This is a genomic window from Deltaproteobacteria bacterium, assembly GCA_029210625.1.
In the GTDB taxonomy this organism is placed as follows: Bacteria; Myxococcota; Myxococcia; order SLRQ01; family SLRQ01; genus JARGFU01.
Map to the genome: position 1 here is coordinate 64,021 of JARGFU010000018.1, position 16,563 is coordinate 80,583.

Below are 16,563 nucleotides of genomic sequence, written 5' to 3' on the forward strand. Positions count from 1 at the left end.
CATGGTCCTGGCGAGCATCAGAGGATGCGCGGCGCCCTACCCCTGCTCGCCCTCTCGGCCACCCTCCTGCTGCCCGGCACCTCCCTGGCCCAGGACGAGTTCGGAGATCCGCCGGCCCCCGCCTCGCGCCCGGCGAAGGACGAGAAGAAGCCGCCCCCGGCGGTGAAGGAGCGCCCCGAGGAGAAGGGACCCCTGGCGACCCCGCGGGAGGGCGCCCCCAAGACGGTGGTGGTGGTCTTCTCCGCCGACCCCTACTCCAGCCGGATCGCCAACCACCTTCAGCACATCGCCGACGAGCGGGTCGCCCGCACCGCGGCCCTCGATCCGATCCCGGTGCAGCCCACCCTCCTCGAGAGCTCCCGGCCCGCCGGCTTCGATCGGATCGAGGAGGCGCGGGAGAAGGTGAAGGAGGGGCAGACCGCCTACGAGAACCTCGACTTCGAGGGCGCGGTGCGCTCCCTCGAGGACGCCCTCACCGCCTACGGCGAGGGCCTGCCCGCCCTCGGCCACGACCTCGACGAGTTCGCCGGCGCCTACGCGCGCCTGGGCGCCACCCAGTACTTCGCCGGCGATCCCGAGGCCGCCAAGGAGGCCTTCAAGAAGGCCAGCCTCCTCTCGCCGGAGCACAAGCCCGATCCCACGGTCTTCTCGCCGGACCTGATGGAGTTCTTCGACAAGCAGCGGGAGGAGGCCCTTTCGGCCGCCACCGGCGTGCTGACGGTGAACTCGCGGCCCGGCGACGTGGAGGTCTGGGTCGACGGCCGCTACCGCGGCATCACGCCCACCACCCTCGAGGATCTGCAGGTGGGCGATCACCACGTGGTGGTCCGCCGGCGGGGCTACTACCCCAGCGCCGAGGTCACCACCCTGGCGCCGGCCGATCTCACCACCCTCGAGACCGGCCTGCGGGCCGGCCCCCAGGTCTCGGCCTACGAGTCCGCCGTGCGGGCGGCCCTGAAGGACGTCGGCCCCCGGGAGCTCCCGGACAGCGTGCGCGCGGTGGCGGCCATGTTCGGCGCCGAGCGGGTGGCCCTGGTGGGCGTGTTCACCGAGGAGGACGGAGTCAAGCTGGCCCTCACCTCCTACGACATCCCCTCGGCGGCCCGGAACCTCGAGGAAGAGACCCGGATCAAGCCCTGGACCCTCCCCGGGCGCCAGGCGGCGGTCGCCTTCTTCGACGCCCACCTGCCCGGGGTGGCCGCGGTGGCCGCGCCGCCCCCGGCCGTGACCTTCTGGCAGCAGCTGCCCCCCTACACCAAGACCTGGTGGTTCTGGACCGCGGCCGGCGCGACCCTCGCGGCAGTGGGCGGTGGCATCGCCCTGGCGGCGACGGCCCAGCAGGAGCCGGCCCGGGACAACAGCCTGGTCATTCTGGGCCTTCCCTGACGCGAATCCCGCTTTTCTCCAGGCGTTCCGGGGGCTTGGCGTGGGTCGGTCGATCGCCCTAGGGACTCCAGTTGACGATTGGAGCTAGACTTTCCCCCATGAGCAACCTCTCTCGGTACCTGCTCGCCGCCGCCTTGCCGGTGCTCGCCCTCGGCGTGCTGCCCACGCAGGCGGCCAAGGGTCCCCGCAAGGCCCAGGCGTTCCTGATTCCCTTCAACTCCGACTCCGCGGCCATGACGACCCGGATCGGGGGGCTCGTCGAGAAGTCCCTGAAGCTGGAGAAGGACCTCGAGGTCGTGGACCTGAACGAGGTTCTCGGCGCCCCGCCGCCGACGAGCCTGGAGGCCGCGCGCAAGAAGGCCCAGGAGCTCCTCGGCGCCGGCAAGCAGGCCTACGCCGACGTGAACTTCGAGAAGGCCGAGGAGAAGCTGAAGGCCGCCATCGAGATCTGCCGGGAGAACGCCGCGTGGATGCCTCGGATCCCCGAGTACACCGAGGCCCTGGCCTACCTCGCCGGCTCCTACGTGCTCGAGGGCGAGACCCAGGAGGGCCAGAAGATCCTCAAGGAGCTGCTGCTCTTCAAGCCCGACTTCCGCGTCGATCCCGAGAAGCTCGATCCCTCTCTCCAGAACATCGTCGAGCAGGTCCGCGAGCGCATCCAGAGCGGCTCGGTCGGCTCGATCTCGGTCTACAGCAACCCCCCGGGCGCCCGGATCTTCATCGACGAGAAGGAGATGGGCTTCACCCCGGCGAGCCTCGACCGCATCCCGACGGGCATGCACGTCCTCCGGCTGGAGGCCCTCGGCACCTTCCCCTACGGCGAGGTGGTCGAGATCATCCCCACCGAGGACAAGGTGGTCCGGGCCAACCTCGAGCCCACCGAGGAGTACAAGAAGCTCGCCATCGTCGTGCGCGAGGTCGGCAAGGAGATCACGGCCGGCAAGGTCGGCGCGGGCATGCACAAGCTCGGCTCCTTCGTCGGGCTCGACTGGGCCTTCTACGGCATCGTCACCCAGACCTACGGCGAGGTCACCCTCGAGCTCTGGATCGTCTCCATCAGCGGGCAGACCCGCATCGCCTCGCGCCGCACCAACTTCCCCGACTCCGAGTTCGCGCTCGACAAGAACGTCGAGTCCTTCGTGAAGGACCTGCTCAAGGACGCCCGGAAGCGAGCAGTGCACGTGGCCGAGTCGGACGATCCCCTCGAGCGCCGCAGCGGCGAGGACGAGTGGGGCGAGGGCGCGAAGAAGGGGAAGAAGAAGCGCACCCTGGACGTGAGCGAGGCGGACGTCACCTCGGGCCGGGGCGGCAGCGACGACCCCCTCGAGGGCATGGACGGGATGGACGACTGGTAGGGGGCGCCCCTACTGCAGGTTGACGATCTCGGTCGTCACCTGGTCCGCCACGATGTTGACGGTCACCGTCTTGCGGCGGCCGTCCGCGGCCTCGAGCACGATGGTGTGCTTGCCGGCCGGCAGCTCGTAGTTGATCAGCGGCGTGCGGCGGCCGGTGCTGCGGCCGTCGATGGTCACGTTGGCCCAGGTGGGCTTGGCGTTGAGCCGCAGCAGGCCCTTGCCGGCGGGTTGGGTGTCGGTGGTGCGAGCGCCGCTGCCACTGCTGCCGCTGCGGCCGCTGCGCCGGCCCCGATCCCGGGGGGTCTTGCGGGGCGCCGTCTTGCCGCAGTTCTCCTTCTCCAGGAGGGTCGCGGTGACCGTCTTCTCGCTGTCGGTGGGGCCGAAGGTGACCGTCTGGCTCCAGGGCTCGTAGCAGCCCTCCTTCTCCACCTCGACCTGCAGGCTGCGGGAGGTGTCGATCTCCTCGAGGGTGACCGGGGTCGTGCCCCGATCCTCGCCGTCGACCGTGACCTCGGCGTCACCCGGCTCGGAGAGGATGACCAGGGTGCCCGAGGCCGGCATCAGCTGCGCGGTGATGGTCTTCTCGGCGCCGGCGACCGGGGTCCACTCGTAGGTCTGCTCCCGGTAGCCCAGCTTGCGCACGACGACGGTGTGCGCCTTGTCGGCCTCGATCTCGGTCGAGCGCCAGGGCGCGTTGCCGCCGTCCTTGACGAGGTTTCCGTCGAGGATGACCTGCGCGTCGAGGGGTACGGGCACGACCAGCACCGTGGAGACCCCACCACCGGCCTTCTGCAGGGTGACGTCGACCGTGGCGGTCTGCCCGGCGCCCACCGTCGTGGTGGTCGCGAAGGGCTCGTAGCCGTCGTGCTCGACCCGGATGTTGTACACCCCGACCGCCCGGCGCGAGTCGATGAAGGGGATGGTCCCGGTCGGCTGATCGTTGAGGAAGACCGCGGCGCGCCGGGGGGTCCCCCGGATGATCAGGGAGCCGGTCTGGGCGGAGGCGGCGTTCTGGGTCATCCACCAGGCGACGCCGCCGCCGGCCCCGAGGACCACGACGAAGGCCATCGCCAGGAGGATGGCGCGGCCGGCGCCGCTCTTGCGGGTCTGCCGCTCCATCTTGGGCGGCTTGCCGCCGCGCTTCTCCTCGATGGGGCGGCGCCCCTCGGCCACAGTGCGCAGCTCCTCGGGAACGGCGATCGGCCGGAGGGCCGGCGAGACGCCCGAGGGGGGGCCGGGATCCGGCAGCCGGGGCACGCCACCGATGGAGTCGGCGCCCAGGGGCTGGGAGCCCGGCACGGGGGCCGGCGGCATCGCCGGCATGGGCATCGGTGCCCGGGGCTGGGTCGAGCCGTGGTAGGGATCGGCGGGATGCGGCGCCGGCGAGACGCCGGGCTGGGTGCCATCGCCGGAGGGGTGCGGGTAGCCCGGCTGGGTGCCCGGCGCGCCGGGAGGGTAGCCGGGGGTCGCGGCGGGGGCCCCATAGCCGGGGTAGGCGCCCGGCGGTCCGGCGGCCGCCGGCGGGTAGGCGCCCGGATGCGTCCCGGGGGCGACGCCGGGCTGGGTGACCGGGCTCGTGCCCGGCGCCACGCCAGGAGGGCCGTAGCCCGGATCGGTCCCGCCGGCCGCCCCGGGGCCGGCGCCGGGGTTGAAGACCTCGGTGCGATCCGCCGCCGCGGCCGGCGCGGCGGGCTCGTCCTCCTCGAGGTCGATGTCGACATCGACATCCTGCCCGAGGGAGGCCGAGAGGGCCGCCTGGTTGCGGACCTTCTCGCGCTCGAGATCCTCGGCGAAGGCCGACTTCATGAAGGACGAGAGGTCCTGCCGCGAGAAGATCGAGTCGGAGGTGATGAGGAAGCGCTGGAGGGCGTCCTGCAGATCGTTACACCACTGGTAGCGATCGTCGACGTCCTTCGCGAGGGCCTTCATCACGATGCCCTCGAGCTTGTCGTCGATCCGCCGGTTGTAGGTGCTCGGCGGGACGACGTCGACGTTGCGGACCTTCTCCAGGGTGGAGAAGTCGCTCTCCCCCACGAAGAGGCGCTCGCCGGTGAGCATCTCGTAGAGGCAGACGCCGACGGCGAAGACGTCGGAGCGGCGGTCGAGGGGGAGGCCCCGCACCTGCTCCGGTGACATGTAGCCGAACTTGCCCTTGAGGATGCCCGCCTGGGTGCGGCTGGCCTTGTTCGCCGCCTTGGCGATACCGAAGTCGATGACCTTCACCTCGCCCTCGAAGGAGACGAGGACGTTCTGCGGCGAGATGTCCCGGTGGACGATGTTCAGGTCGCGACCGGCGGCGTCCTTCTTGCGGTGGGCGTAGTCGAGGCCCTCGCAGAGGCGGCCGACGATGTAGCAGGTCATCGGGATCGGGAGGATCTCCCCCCGGCGACGCATGCGGTCGAAGATCGCCTTGACGTCCTTGCCCGAGATGTACTCCATCGCGATGAAGTACGAGTCGGCGATCTTACCGAGGTCGTAGATCTGGGCGATGTTCGCGTGCTGCAGCTGCACGCTGATCTTCGCCTCGTCGATGAACATCGTGATGAACTCGTCATCCTCGGCGATGTTCGGCAGGATCCGTTTGATGGCCAGGAGTCGCTCGAAACCCTCCACGCCCGTGGCCTTCGCTTTGTACACCTCCGCCATACCGCCGACGTTGACGCGGTCGATCAGGAGGTACTTTCCGAAGGGGACTGGTTTCTTCACGCTCGAACCGGGTGGAGGCCTCCGGTCAGACGGAACTCAGGCGGGCTGCTTCCCCGTTCCGACCTTCTGGACCTCCCGAAACAATCGATGAATTTCGGGAACTTGGACGTTCGACGGTATCCCGGGGCGTCACCTGGCGTCAATTCGCCTCTTCCGGCGGGATGAGAGCCTTGAGGGGCACCACCACCGGCCCCTCGTCGGCGATCGCGATGGCCGCGGGCCCCGTCAGGACCCCGCCCGACCCCACCACCGTCAAGCTGCCGCTCATCCGGTCAGCGGCCAGGCAGTAGAAGACGGTGCCGACCGGGTGGCCGCCCACCTCCAGCACCGGCGCCTCGCAGGGGTGGACCCGCAGCACCTTCCAGTCCTCGACCGGCTCTCCCGCGACGAGGTAGTGGGGCCCGTAGCCGAGCCGGGTCATCGCCGAGAGCCCCTCCTGGAGGGGCGCCGGGCTCTCCGGCAGCGGGCCGGGCTCGCCCCCCCCGAGGAGGAGCTGGATCCGGGCCTGCTCCAGGGCGATCTGGGCGATCTTGTCGGCGGTCACCAGGGCCCCGGGACGGGCGTCGGGGATCACCAGGGCCTCGAGCACCACCGTCAGGAAGAACACCAGGTAGACCAGCCGGACCCGGCGGGCGTCCCCCGCCTTCCAGGCCGCGTGGATCGCCACCAGCCCCAGCGCCAGGACCGCGACGAGGACCGGCCCCCAGAAGAGCACCACCGGCTTGCGGTCGACCGCGGCGACCGGCGCGTCGGCCACGGTCAGGAAGAGGTTCACCTCGCGCCAGGACCAGGCGGCGAGGATGGCGGTGAGGATCGCGACGGGCGCGACCTCCCAGCGGCGGGCGGTCTGCATCAACCACCTCCCAGGGCGCGGGTGGGATCCAGGCGCGCCGCGCGCAGCGCCGCGGGCGCGGCTCCGCCCAGGGCGAAGAGCAGCGCCGCCAGCAGCGCGCCGGGCAGGAGCCAGAGCGGCCAGGTGAAGAAGGACTCGGGCTTGAAGGGGAAGTCGGGCATCCAGGAGAGCGCGGCCACGTCGGTGCCGAGCGCGGCGCCGAGACCGAGGGCCACCCCCATGATCCCCCCGAGGAGGCCCGCAGCGGCGGCCTCACCGAGCACGACGCTCGCGACGTCCCGGCGGCGCGCCCCCACCGCGCGCATCACGCCGATCTCCCGGGTGCGGGCCACGACGCCGGCGAAGGCGGCCCGGGCGATGGCCACCGCGGCGAGCCCGAGGATCAGGAAGGAGAGGAAGGAGAGCGCGCCGGTGGTCAGCCAGATCGCGCCGCCGACCTGCTCGGCCAGGCGGTGCTGGTCGTCCTTGATGGCGAGCCCCATCCGCTCCACCTTCGCCTTGATCTGGGCGGCCCGCTCCACCTGATCCAGCTCCAGCACGACGGCCTGGTACTCCCCGGCGGCCTCCTCCCCGCCCCAGCGGCGGTTGAGCTCGCGCACGGTCTCCAGGGGCAGGGTGACGCCGCCGAGGAGGGCGCGATCCGAGACGCCGACCAGCTCGAGGGTCAGGTCGGTGGAGGGACCCCGCCGCGCGCCGCTGGCGACGTAGGAGCGCCCCAGGGTGAGGGGGAAGCGCAGGCCGGTGACCATGGCGGGGTCGAGCTTGGGCAGCCCCCGGGAGGTGGCGAAGCCGTGGTTGTAGACCTCGAGGAGGCGCCGCGAGATCACCACCGGCACCACGCCCTCGGCGTCGGGCTGGAAGGCCTGCCCGGCCGGCAGGTCCCCGGCCAGGTAGTCGCGCTCCACGCCCTGCCCGATGATCTCCAGCCCCATCCGCAGGCGGTGGCCGAAGAAGTCCCCGTCGTAGCGGCTGACGGCCGGGGGGAGCAGCTCCATCTTCCGGTAGAGGCGCGCCACGCCGGGCAGGACCTCGAGGCGCCCGAGGGCTGCCTCGTCGAGCTTGCCGCCGCCGAGGAGGGAGCCGAGGGCCACCTTCGAGGGCACCACCTCGAGGTGGGTGGCCTCCACCGGGAAGATCTCCTGACGGACGATGCGGGAGATCCCGGCGCCCAGCCCCACGAAGTAGACGAAGGCGGCGACCCCCACCGCCACCCCGGCGCTCGAGAGGAGGAAGGCGCGGCGGTCGCGGCGCAGGTTCATCGCGACCAGGTGAGACCAGCGGCGCGGCTTCATCGGGCGCCCTCTCCCACCTCGGCCGGCTCGAGGCGTCCCTCGACCAGGCGCAGCACCCGCGAGGCCCGCTCGCTGACCCGCGCCTCGTGGGTCGCCACGACCAGGGTCATCCCCTTCGCGTGCAGCTCCCCGAAGAGATCGAGGATCTTCTGCCCGGTGGCCTCGTCGAGGTTCCCGGTGGGCTCGTCGCAGAGGAGGATCCGCGGCCGGGCCGCGAGCGCCCGGGCGATGGCCACCCGCTGCCGCTCGCCTCCGGAGAGCGCGTCGGGCCGGCGATCGGCGAAGGCCTCGAGGCCGACGGCCGCGAGCATCTCGCGGGCACGCTCGCGCAGGGCGGCGTCGGGGTCGTCCGGGCGGGCGAACCAGAGGCCCAGCACCACGTTCTGCAGGGCGGTCATCGCCGGGACCAGGTTGAAGGACTGGAAGACGAAGCCGATCTCACCGGCCCGCAGCCGGCTGCGGCCGTCGTCGTCGAGCGCCTTCAGATCGGAGCCGGCGACCGAGGCGCTGCCCTGGAAGTCGGAGTCCAGGGCGCCGATGAGGTTCAGGAGGGTGCTCTTGCCCGAGCCGCTGCGGCCCAGGATGGCCAGGTAGTCCCCGCTGCCGACCTCCAGGTCCACCGCGTCGAGCACGGCGCGCTCCTGCGCGCCATCGCGATAGGACTTGCTGACCTGGGAGAGACGGATCACGGCTGCGGGGCACCCCCGCTCTCGGACGCCGGCAAGGGCTCGAGATTCACCTGGAGGCGGGTCACCACCTCGCTCTTGCCCGGCAGGACCCCGAGGGAGAGGTGATCGAACTTCTCGAGGGTCGCGCGCATCTTCCGGAAGGCCAGGGCCGCCGTCATCCCGGTGGGGCCACCCCCGAGGCGCTCCGAGTCTACCTCGCCCAGGGCGGTCAGCAGGCGATCGACCTGCAGCACGGCGCCGAAGCTCCCCTCTCGCGTGAGCCGGGCGGCGTAGGGCGCCTGCTTCAGGTTGGCCCCGTAGCCCTCCGTCTTCCCCGCGTGGCGACGCAGGGCGGCCGCGAAGGCGCCCTCGCCCCCGGTCGCCACCAGGTCGTCCCCGATGACGCCGAAGGTCATCCCCTCGCCGAGGTGGTACTTGATGGTGAAGGCCTCGCTCCCCTCGATCTCGCCGCGGACCACGTCCGCCCGCAGCGCCGGCGCGAGGGCCTCGGCCGCCAGGGGCAGGAGCTCCCGCACCTTCTTCGGATCCTTCAGCCCGGCCCGCACCTCCGCCCGCACGTAGGCGAAGGGGTTGGTGCGCCGCAGATCGAGCGAGGGCATCCGGTCCAGCTCGGCCTCGGCCAGGGGCGTGAGCCCGCCGACGATCTGACCGTCGAAGAGGGGGAGGACCTCCGAGACCTCGACACCCCGCGCGCGGAGCTGGGCCTCCAGGCCCTCGAGGGCGTTGAGCGAACGCAGCTGCGCGGCCCGCTTCCAGACCTCGGGGAAGGAGAGGGAGAAGCGGGCGGCGAGGACGGCCTCGGGGAGGAGGCGGGAGAAGAGGCCCTCGATCCGGCCGGAGTCCGCCGGCGCGAAGATGGGCAGCGCCGTCGCGGCCACCGCACCGAGGTCACCCAGGAGCGCCACCTCGGCCGAGTCGCGCGTCAGGGTGAGGGCGAGCGCCCCGGCGTCGAGGCCCTCCTCCATGCCCTTCAGGCGCCGGTCGGCGCGCGCGACCCCCTCGGGCAGACCCCAGAGGAAGAGGTGGCTGCCGGGGGCCAGGGCCTCGAAGGCCGCGCTGAAGGTCGGCTGCTGGGTGAGGCGAGGAGCCCCACCGGGAGCGAGCACCTGGAAGAGCCGGTCGGGGGCGCCCTTCCCGGGGCTCAGGATCTGGTAGCCGCCCTCGCGGGCCCAGGCGGCGCCGACCTCGCCGTTGGCGAGGAGGGCCTTCTGGTAGCGGACGCCCTCCTCCTCGACGGCCTCGACGCTGCCTCCGGTGCGCTCGCCCCAGAGCTCGGCCAGGGTGGCCTCGAGCTTGGCGCCGTCCTTCACCGGCAGCAGCACCACGAGGTCCTCGGAGTCGGCTGGCAGGTAGCCGGCCGCCGGCCGCGAGGGGTCGAGCCCCCGCTCGCGCAGCGCCTCGGGGTCGGCGGGATCGAAGCCCAGCTGGCGGGTCACGCCCTTGTGGGCGCCGCCGCTGAAGATCCCCAGCCCGATCCGCTCGATCAGCCCCTCGAGGTGCTCCACGGCCCTCACGTGATCGTCGAGCTGCAGGTAGGCCCGGGCGTCACCGGGGACGAGCTCTGCCGGCCCCTCGTTGCCACCACGTCCACGGGAGAGCACCACCACCAGCGCGGCGCCCAGGAGGAGCGCCACCACGGCGCCGGTCCAGGTCGAACGGTTCACTCGCGTCCCCTCGGTCTCGTTGTTCTCGCTGCCTACCCGCCACCGAGCCGGTCGATGGCCTCGATCTCGTCCTGGATGTGGAGGAAGTCCTCCATCTCCCGCACCGTGTTCTCCGTCTCCTCCACCTCGGCCACCAGGGAGTCGAGGTGGTGGGAGACGTCGGCGGGGTCCCGCAGGGTGAGGGACTGCTCGTGCACCAGGCGCAGGAGATCCTCGATCGCCGCCAGCTGATGGGAGATCACCTCGCGGTTCTCCTCACCCCGGGCGTAGCGCTCCAGCCGCTGCCCCATGATGCGGACCCGGCGCTCCTTGATCTCCCGGAGGCGCGGGTTCTCCTCGGTCTCGAGGTCCCGCTTGAGCTCCTCGAGCTCGCGCTCCAGGGAGACCTGCCCGGTGGCGCCGAGGTGGCGCCGGTAGGCGTTGAGCTGGTCGAGGAGGCGCAGGAAGCTCGAGAGCAGGACGTCGATCTGCACCATCGACTGGGAAGCCATCGCGGGCATCCCGCGCCCGAAGCGCTTGTAGTTCTTCTGGATGCCCTCCCGCAGGGCCTTGAGCGCGTCGTAGGTCTGCTGCTGGTTGGCGGAGAGGCCCTCGTAGACCTCCTGCTCCGCCTGCTCGCGATCCTCGCGGCGCTTCTGCTGCCGCTGCCCGTCCACCGCGGCGCGGAACACGCCGAGGCGGGGCACGATGGCGAGGTAGGCCAGCTCCAGGGCGATCCCGGCGGCGAGCAGGAGGGGGGAGCCCAGCACCGTCACCGCGCCCACGACGGCCGCGACGGCGCCGATGTTGGCGGGATGCACCAGGGCCCGGGAGACGTAGCGCGCCGGCGGGCCGGAGGCCCGGGCGCGGGTGAGCCCTCCCTTGGGCTCGAAGGGGACGAGGGCGTCGCTCATCGTCTCGGGAGGTCGAGCCGCGGCCCGGCGGGGCCGCGCCGCCTCACCCCTCGCCGGCCTCGGTCTGGCCCACGGTCTTCTGGGGCGCGGCGGCCTCCTCGGCGGACTCGGTGACCGACTCGGTGGACTCGGTGGTGGCCTCGGTCTCGGTCCGGGCCGGCCCCAGGGCGCCGGCGGTGCCGCCCTCGAGGGTGCGGTCGTCCTCGGCCAGGCCCATCTCCAGCTTCATCTGCTTGACCAGCTCCTCGGCCCGGATGCGCTCGGCGCTCTCCTCGATCTGGAGGTGCGCGTGCTCGCTGGACTCGAGGGCGACCTCCATCCGGGCCTCGTTCAGGGCCGTCTTCTCCTCGATGCGCCGGATCATCTCGTCGTGGGTCGAGTCCACGCCCCGCAGGTCGAAGCCCTCGAGGGCGTCGGCGACCTTCGACTGCCACTGGGCCCGCTTGTGGGCCCGGATGGCCTCGAGGGCCTCGCGGGTGCGGCGGTCCTTCTCCCGCATGAAGGTCTTCTTCACCGCCAGCGCCTTCTCGTAGGCGGCGCGGGCGGCCTCGAGCTGCCCGTCGTTCCGGGCCAGGGCCTTCTTCACCTGCTCCAGCTGGATGGCGTAGGTCGCGGCGATGTCGTCCCGCCCGGCCTGGATCGCCGCCATCATCTTGCTCTTCAGCTCGGCGTGCTCGGCCCGGTACTTGGCGTTCTCCTTCTCGAGGAGGGTGACGTTCGCCCGCACCATGGCGATGGACTCGTTGAGCTTGGGCACCTGCTCCTCGAGATCCCGGATGTTCTGCTCGAGGATCAGCTCGGGATCCTCGGCGACCGAGATGAAGAAACCCGCGAAGGAGCGGAACACCCGCCTGATGCGTGGCCACATCGCCATGAGTTCGAACCTTTACCTTAGTGTTCTGGTGATGGACGGCGCCTTCGTCGGAAGACGGGCCCCTCTTTGCGCTTCGCGCTGCGAGTGGAGCAGGCGACCTGATTGCTGTCAACGCGCCGCGCCCTTTCGCCGTCGTCCGGGAAACCCCTTGTCTGACGCCGCATTCCCCCGTTGCCAGACCCCCGCGGCCTGGGGCAAGCTCTCGCCCCCGTGAGCGCCCCCCACAACCCCCGCCGGGAGTCGGCCCTGGTCCTCGAGGACCGGATCGCCTGGCCCGAGCTCTTCGGCCGGGAGGCCCCCCTCGAGCTCGAGATCGGCTGTGGCTACGGCTACTTCCTGATGGAGCGGGCCCGGGCCCTGCCCGGGACCGACTTCGTCGGGCTGGAGATCAAGAACAAGCTGGGCCTGGCGCTCCAGCGCAAGGCGGATCGGGCCGGGCTGACGAACCTGCGGGCCTACGTGGGGGACGCCCGGATCATCGTCCCCACCCTCTTCGCCCCGGGCAGCCTGCGGGCGGTCCACATCCAGTTCCCCGACCCCTGGTGGAAGAAGCGGCACCACAAGCGGCGGCTGGTGGACGCGATGATGGTGGACCTCCTCCACCTCGCCCTCGAGGAGAGCGGCCGGGTCTACCTGCGCACGGACATCCTCGACTACGGACGGGCCATGGTGGAGAGCTTCGAGGACGGCAGCGGCCGCTTCGAGAACCTCCACGGGGAGGGCCGCTTCGCCCTCGACGACGGGCTGGGCATCCCCTCGAACCGGGAGCGGCGCTACCTGGCCTCGGGGACCCCCGTCTACCGCCTGGTCTACCAGCGGAAGCCGGCCTGACCTCGCACGGGCAGACGGTCTTTGCAGAACTGAAAAGTCTTTTCGTTTCTGCAAAATCCGGACAGGCCTCCCGCACTGGAATTCTCCAGTATTCAGGAACCGGCCTCATGACGCCCCGCGGCAAATGCATTCAATCTATTGTTTTTATTGATTTTTTTCAGTTCTGAACTCACTTGACCCGATCCGGCACCCGAACGCTGGGGGAGCTTCCCGTAGACGCTCCTTTACGGTGGACGCAAAACACTGAAATCATTCCAGATCGAGGACCCGGGCGAACGTTGAGGGGAGGTCTGCCAGATCTGGCACGTGATCTGTAATGACCTGGTCCCGACAACCGAATATCGAGGAGTTCGCCGGACCGCTTCCCCGCCTTCGACCCCCAGCCTGGACCTTCACCGGGCGGGGAGGTGGCCCCCGGCTGCAGGCCGCGGCAGTCCGCTATACCGAGTGTCCGGTCTGCTCCTCTTGGGGTTCCCGGGTCGGTCGTTGTCCCCCGGCCGCCGACCCGGGACGCCCCACCTTCTCCTCTCTTCGACACCCGCCACACGACCCTCCCTCCCCAATTCGACCCCGTGGCGGGGCGAGGCAAGCAGCACCGCCTCATCGAAGAATTCGTGAAGCAGCCTGGTTCTACCCCGGCCCGGGCAGCTTCCAGGCCCCGCGAATCGCCTCCGCGTGATCCGCGGGGCTTTTTTTTGGTTCGGCGGGGAGTACCCTGCGCCCATGGTTCGCATCGACAAGGTCTACACGCGGGGCGGAGACGGGGGAGAGACCAGCCTGGTCGGCGGGCGCCGGGTCCGGAAGGACGACGCCCGGGTGGAGGCCTACGGCGCGGTGGACGAGCTCTCCTCCACCCTGGGCCTCTGCCGGGCCGCCCTGGCCGGCGACGAGGGGCTCTCGGGGCTGGAGCAGGAGCTCGCGGCCATCCAGCAGCGCCTCTTCGACCTCGGCGCGGAGCTCGCCAGCGACCGGGCCGGCGGCAGCATCGACGCCGACGCGGTCACCCTCCTCGAGAGCGCCATGGATCGGATGAGCGAGGAGCTCGCGCCCCTGGAGTCCTTCATCCTCCCGGCGGGAGGCGAGGTCGCCGCCCGCCTCCACCTCGCCCGCACCATCTGCCGGCGGGCCGAGCGCCGGAGCATCGGGCTGCTCGAGGAGGGCCTGCGCCCCGAGCTGATCCAGTACCTCAACCGCCTCTCCGACTACCTCTTCGTGGCGGCGCGGCACGCCAGCCGCATCCTCGGCCAACCCGAGACCCTCTGGACGCCGGGCGGCTAGGCCCGCGCTCCAGATTGCTTCCGTCGCGGCCTTCGCGGACCGCAGGGAGGGGGCCTCCCGGGGGCGTCGGCGGTGCCGCCCGGGTGCTCGCACACCTCCGATCCGGGCGGTGCCGCTGCCGAGCGAGCCGGAGCCGGGCCTAGCGGCGGTGTGGCGAGCCGGCACGGGCCCGGCGGGAGGTGAGCGTCCCCCGGGAGGCCCCCTCCCTGCGGCCCGGCAGCGCCGCGAGGGAAGCGCCGGGCGCGTCAGCGGCGGCGGCGGGCGAAGCGGAGGCCGAGGGCGAGGGCGACGAAGAGCCACTCGCCAGAGATGCTGGCGCCGTGGGCCTCGGGATCGGGGCGCAGATCGAGCTGGTTCGAGAGGGGGTGGCCGTCGGGGTCGAGGACCAGCTCGACGTCGTGCTCGAGGTCCGCGGCGTTCACCCGCGCCCGCAGGCGGGTGAGCCAGCCCACCGAGCCGAGAAGCTCGTCCACCAGGGGATCCCAGGAGAGATCGATCAGCTCCTCCCCCTCGAGGTCGAGCACCCCCTCGACCACGAAGAGCTCGCCGCGGTGGTCGGAGGTCAGGCGATCGTAGACCCCCGGCAGCCCCGGCAGATCCCGGAAGAGTTCCCGGTCGATCTCGTCGAGGTAGATGACGTCCCAGCCCTCCACGGTCGCCGGCTCCGGCGCGCCGGCCAGGAGGGTGATCTCCAGGGTCCGGTCGCCGCAGCTCGAGGCCAGGGAGAGGGGCAGGTCCAGCGGACCGGGGGCGCGGATCCGGATCGGCTGCAGGGCCGCCGGCCCGCGCTCGGGGGTGGCGGTGATCAGGACGACCTGCCGCCCTTCGGCCAGGGCGAGGAGCAGCGCCTCCTCGGTGGCGAGGGGCAGGACGAAGGCGTTGGCCTCGAGCCAGGCCTCCAGCCCCGCCACGCTCCGGGTCGCGTCGATGCGGTAGCCACCGGCGTCCCAGCCGGTGCGCCAGACCACGTCCTCGATCGGCGGCGGGGGGAGCACCGGATCGAGCACGTCGCAACCCTGGCAGCTGGTGTCGCGGGTCTGGTGGATCACCGGCTCGGTCACCTGCGCGATCCAGTCGAGGGTCGACGCGATCTCGGCGCCTTCCTGGCTCTCGACCTCGACCCCCACCCCCTCGTCCACCGGGAAGACGATCCCGATCGTCTGCCCCTCGGGGACCACGTCGTAGGCCAGGAGCATCCGCGCGTCCCAGCCGGGCACCTCCCGGCCCCCGACCAGGAAGGACTGCCGCCGCGCCGTCACCCGGATCCCCTCGAGGGTGGGCGCACGTCCGGGCGCGACCAGCAGGCAGGCGCTCGCCGCCTCGGGGGCGAGGAGGAGGAGGACGAGCGCGAGGCTCCAGCCGTTGAGCGAGTGGCGCAGACGAACCACGGCTGAAAACCTAGCAGCGAAGTTCACTTCCGGCGACCCGTCTTCCCCCCCTTCGCCCGACCTCGCGCCTGTGGGATGATGCGACCCAACGTGGCCCTCATCCTCGTGGTCGAAGATCAGGCGGAGCTCGCTCAGCTCCTCGCTGCGGCGCTCGAAGACGCCGGCTACCGCGTCATGCTCGCAGGCACGGCCGAGGAGGCCGATCGTTGCCTCGACCGCTTCCCGATGGCCGGGATGCTCCTCGATCTCCTCCTGCCCGACGGGCTCGGCTTCGATCTCGCGCGCAAGGCGAAGGCGCTGGCCCAGCCGCCGCTCGTGCTCGCCACCTCCGGCGTCTTCCGCAACGATCCCGCCGTGGACACGGCGCTGTCCGACGGCATCTTCGACGCCTTCTTCGAGAAGCCCTACCGGACCCGCGAACTCCTCGATCGGCTCTCCGATCTCCTCCCGGCGCCGCCGGTGCCGCCGCCCGCCGACGAGCGGATGCGATCGGATCCGCTGCTGCAGCTCGACGCGCAGGCGGTGGAGGGGACCCCGAGCGACTTCATCTTCGACGCCCCCGAGGGTGGCCTGGCCGCGGCCATCGCCGCCGAGGCCGAGCGCGCCCCCGCGGAGCCCGAGGCGCCCGGCCGCATGACGACCCTGGGGGATCTGGGCGAGCACAACGTGCCGCACCTGATCACCGCCTTCTACGTGGCCGGAGAGAGCGGCGAGCTCCACGTCACCCGGGGCAAGGTGCGCAAGGTGATCTACTTCCACGAGGGCGTGCCCGCCTTCGCGGCGAGCAACCTGCGCAAGGACCGCTTCGACGAGCTGCTCCTCGCCCGCGGCGCCCTCGACGCGGAGGCCGTGCGCAAGGCCGCCCGCGAGGCGCGCAAGCGAGAGGCCCGCGTCGATCGACTGCTCCTCGAGAAGGGCCTGCTCACCTCCTCCCGCTACCGCACCCTGGTCACCGAGCAGGTGAAGCAGATCCTCTTCTCCCTCTTCCCCTGGCAGGAGGGGCGCTGGGAGATGACCTTCGAGCACCACGCCGAGACCGAGCCGGTCCGCCTGGAGATCTTCCCGGCCGACCTGATCCTCGAGGGCTGCCTCACCCTGGGGCAGGACACCCTCGAGAGCCTGCTGGGGACGGACACCCGCCTCGCGCCGGCGCCGGCGCCGAACTTCGAGCTCTACGAGCTCTCCCTCTCCGGCGCCCAGGCGCTGGTCGTCTCGCGCCTCGACGGCACCCGCTCGGTGACCGACCTGGCGGAGGAGGGCTGGCTGGGCGTGCACGAGACCTACGCCCTGCTCTACGCGCTGCGTTGCCTGGGCGTGGTCGAGGACGCCAGCCTCCTGCTCCTCTAGTCCGGGG

The 16,563-nt window shown here is 71.6% G+C and carries 13 protein-coding genes; 5 read left to right on the forward strand and 8 right to left on the reverse strand.

Features of this window, described 5'->3' with window-relative positions:
* Window positions 1-24 precede the first annotated feature (24 nt).
* Together P1V51_17160 and P1V51_17165 are read left to right on the forward strand one after the other, a co-directional pair.
* A complete protein-coding gene (locus tag P1V51_17160) occupies window positions 25-1,386 on the forward strand; it encodes a PEGA domain-containing protein (protein MDF1564774.1) in 1,362 nt (453 codons plus the stop codon).
* A 98-nt stretch (window positions 1,387-1,484) separates the two neighbouring features.
* Window positions 1,485-2,741: a PEGA domain-containing protein gene (locus tag P1V51_17165; protein MDF1564775.1), complete on the forward strand. Its 1,257-nt coding sequence runs from the start codon at window positions 1,485-1,487 to the stop codon at window positions 2,739-2,741.
* A gap of 9 nt (window positions 2,742-2,750) precedes the next feature.
* Here the strand turns inward: P1V51_17165 and P1V51_17170 are convergent, their stop codons facing one another.
* The 7 genes from P1V51_17170 to P1V51_17200 form a co-directional block, all read right to left on the reverse strand.
* Complete coding sequence (locus P1V51_17170; GenBank protein MDF1564776.1) at window positions 2,751-5,447, reverse strand: serine/threonine protein kinase; 2,697 nt, start codon at window positions 5,445-5,447, stop codon at window positions 2,751-2,753.
* Between the two features lie 139 nt (window positions 5,448-5,586).
* The gene (locus P1V51_17175; GenBank protein ID MDF1564777.1) at window positions 5,587-6,300 is read right to left on the reverse strand and encodes a hypothetical protein; all 714 of its coding nucleotides are present in this window, start codon (window positions 6,298-6,300) and stop codon (window positions 5,587-5,589) included.
* Window positions 6,300-7,592, reverse strand: a complete 1,293-nt coding sequence (locus tag P1V51_17180) for an ABC transporter permease (GenBank protein MDF1564778.1) — start codon at window positions 7,590-7,592, stop codon at window positions 6,300-6,302. Before P1V51_17180 ends, P1V51_17175 begins: the two co-directional genes overlap by 1 nt.
* Entirely contained in the window at window positions 7,589-8,281 is a 693-nt protein-coding gene (locus P1V51_17185) for an ABC transporter ATP-binding protein (protein ID MDF1564779.1), read from the reverse strand. Before P1V51_17185 ends, P1V51_17180 begins: the two co-directional genes overlap by 4 nt.
* A complete protein-coding gene (locus P1V51_17190) occupies window positions 8,278-9,945 on the reverse strand; it encodes a hypothetical protein (protein MDF1564780.1) in 1,668 nt (555 codons plus the stop codon). Before P1V51_17190 ends, P1V51_17185 begins: the two co-directional genes overlap by 4 nt.
* Before the next feature lie 32 nt (window positions 9,946-9,977).
* Complete coding sequence (locus P1V51_17195) at window positions 9,978-10,838, reverse strand: hypothetical protein (protein ID MDF1564781.1); 861 nt, start codon at window positions 10,836-10,838, stop codon at window positions 9,978-9,980.
* A gap of 43 nt (window positions 10,839-10,881) precedes the next feature.
* Window positions 10,882-11,706, reverse strand: coding sequence for a PspA/IM30 family protein (locus P1V51_17200; GenBank protein ID MDF1564782.1), 825 nt, complete (start codon window positions 11,704-11,706; stop codon window positions 10,882-10,884).
* 216 nt (window positions 11,707-11,922) lie between these two features.
* Between P1V51_17200 and trmB the strand changes: the two genes are divergently transcribed.
* Entirely contained in the window at window positions 11,923-12,543 is a 621-nt protein-coding gene (trmB, locus tag P1V51_17205) for a tRNA (guanosine(46)-N7)-methyltransferase TrmB (GenBank protein MDF1564783.1), read from the forward strand.
* 723 nt (window positions 12,544-13,266) lie between these two features.
* Complete coding sequence (locus tag P1V51_17210; GenBank protein MDF1564784.1) at window positions 13,267-13,821, forward strand: cob(I)yrinic acid a,c-diamide adenosyltransferase; 555 nt, start codon at window positions 13,267-13,269, stop codon at window positions 13,819-13,821.
* A gap of 245 nt (window positions 13,822-14,066) precedes the next feature.
* On the opposite strand, the gene P1V51_17215 is transcribed toward P1V51_17210, so the two are convergent.
* Window positions 14,067-15,209 (reverse strand): hypothetical protein, encoded by a 1,143-nt coding sequence (locus P1V51_17215; protein ID MDF1564785.1) that lies wholly within the window; start codon window positions 15,207-15,209, stop codon window positions 14,067-14,069.
* Window positions 15,210-15,299: 90 nt separating this feature from the next.
* Here P1V51_17215 and P1V51_17220 point away from each other — a divergent pair, with 90 nt between their 5' ends.
* Entirely contained in the window at window positions 15,300-16,556 is a 1,257-nt protein-coding gene (locus P1V51_17220) for a response regulator (GenBank protein ID MDF1564786.1), read from the forward strand.
* Window positions 16,557-16,563: the final 7 nt, after the last annotated feature.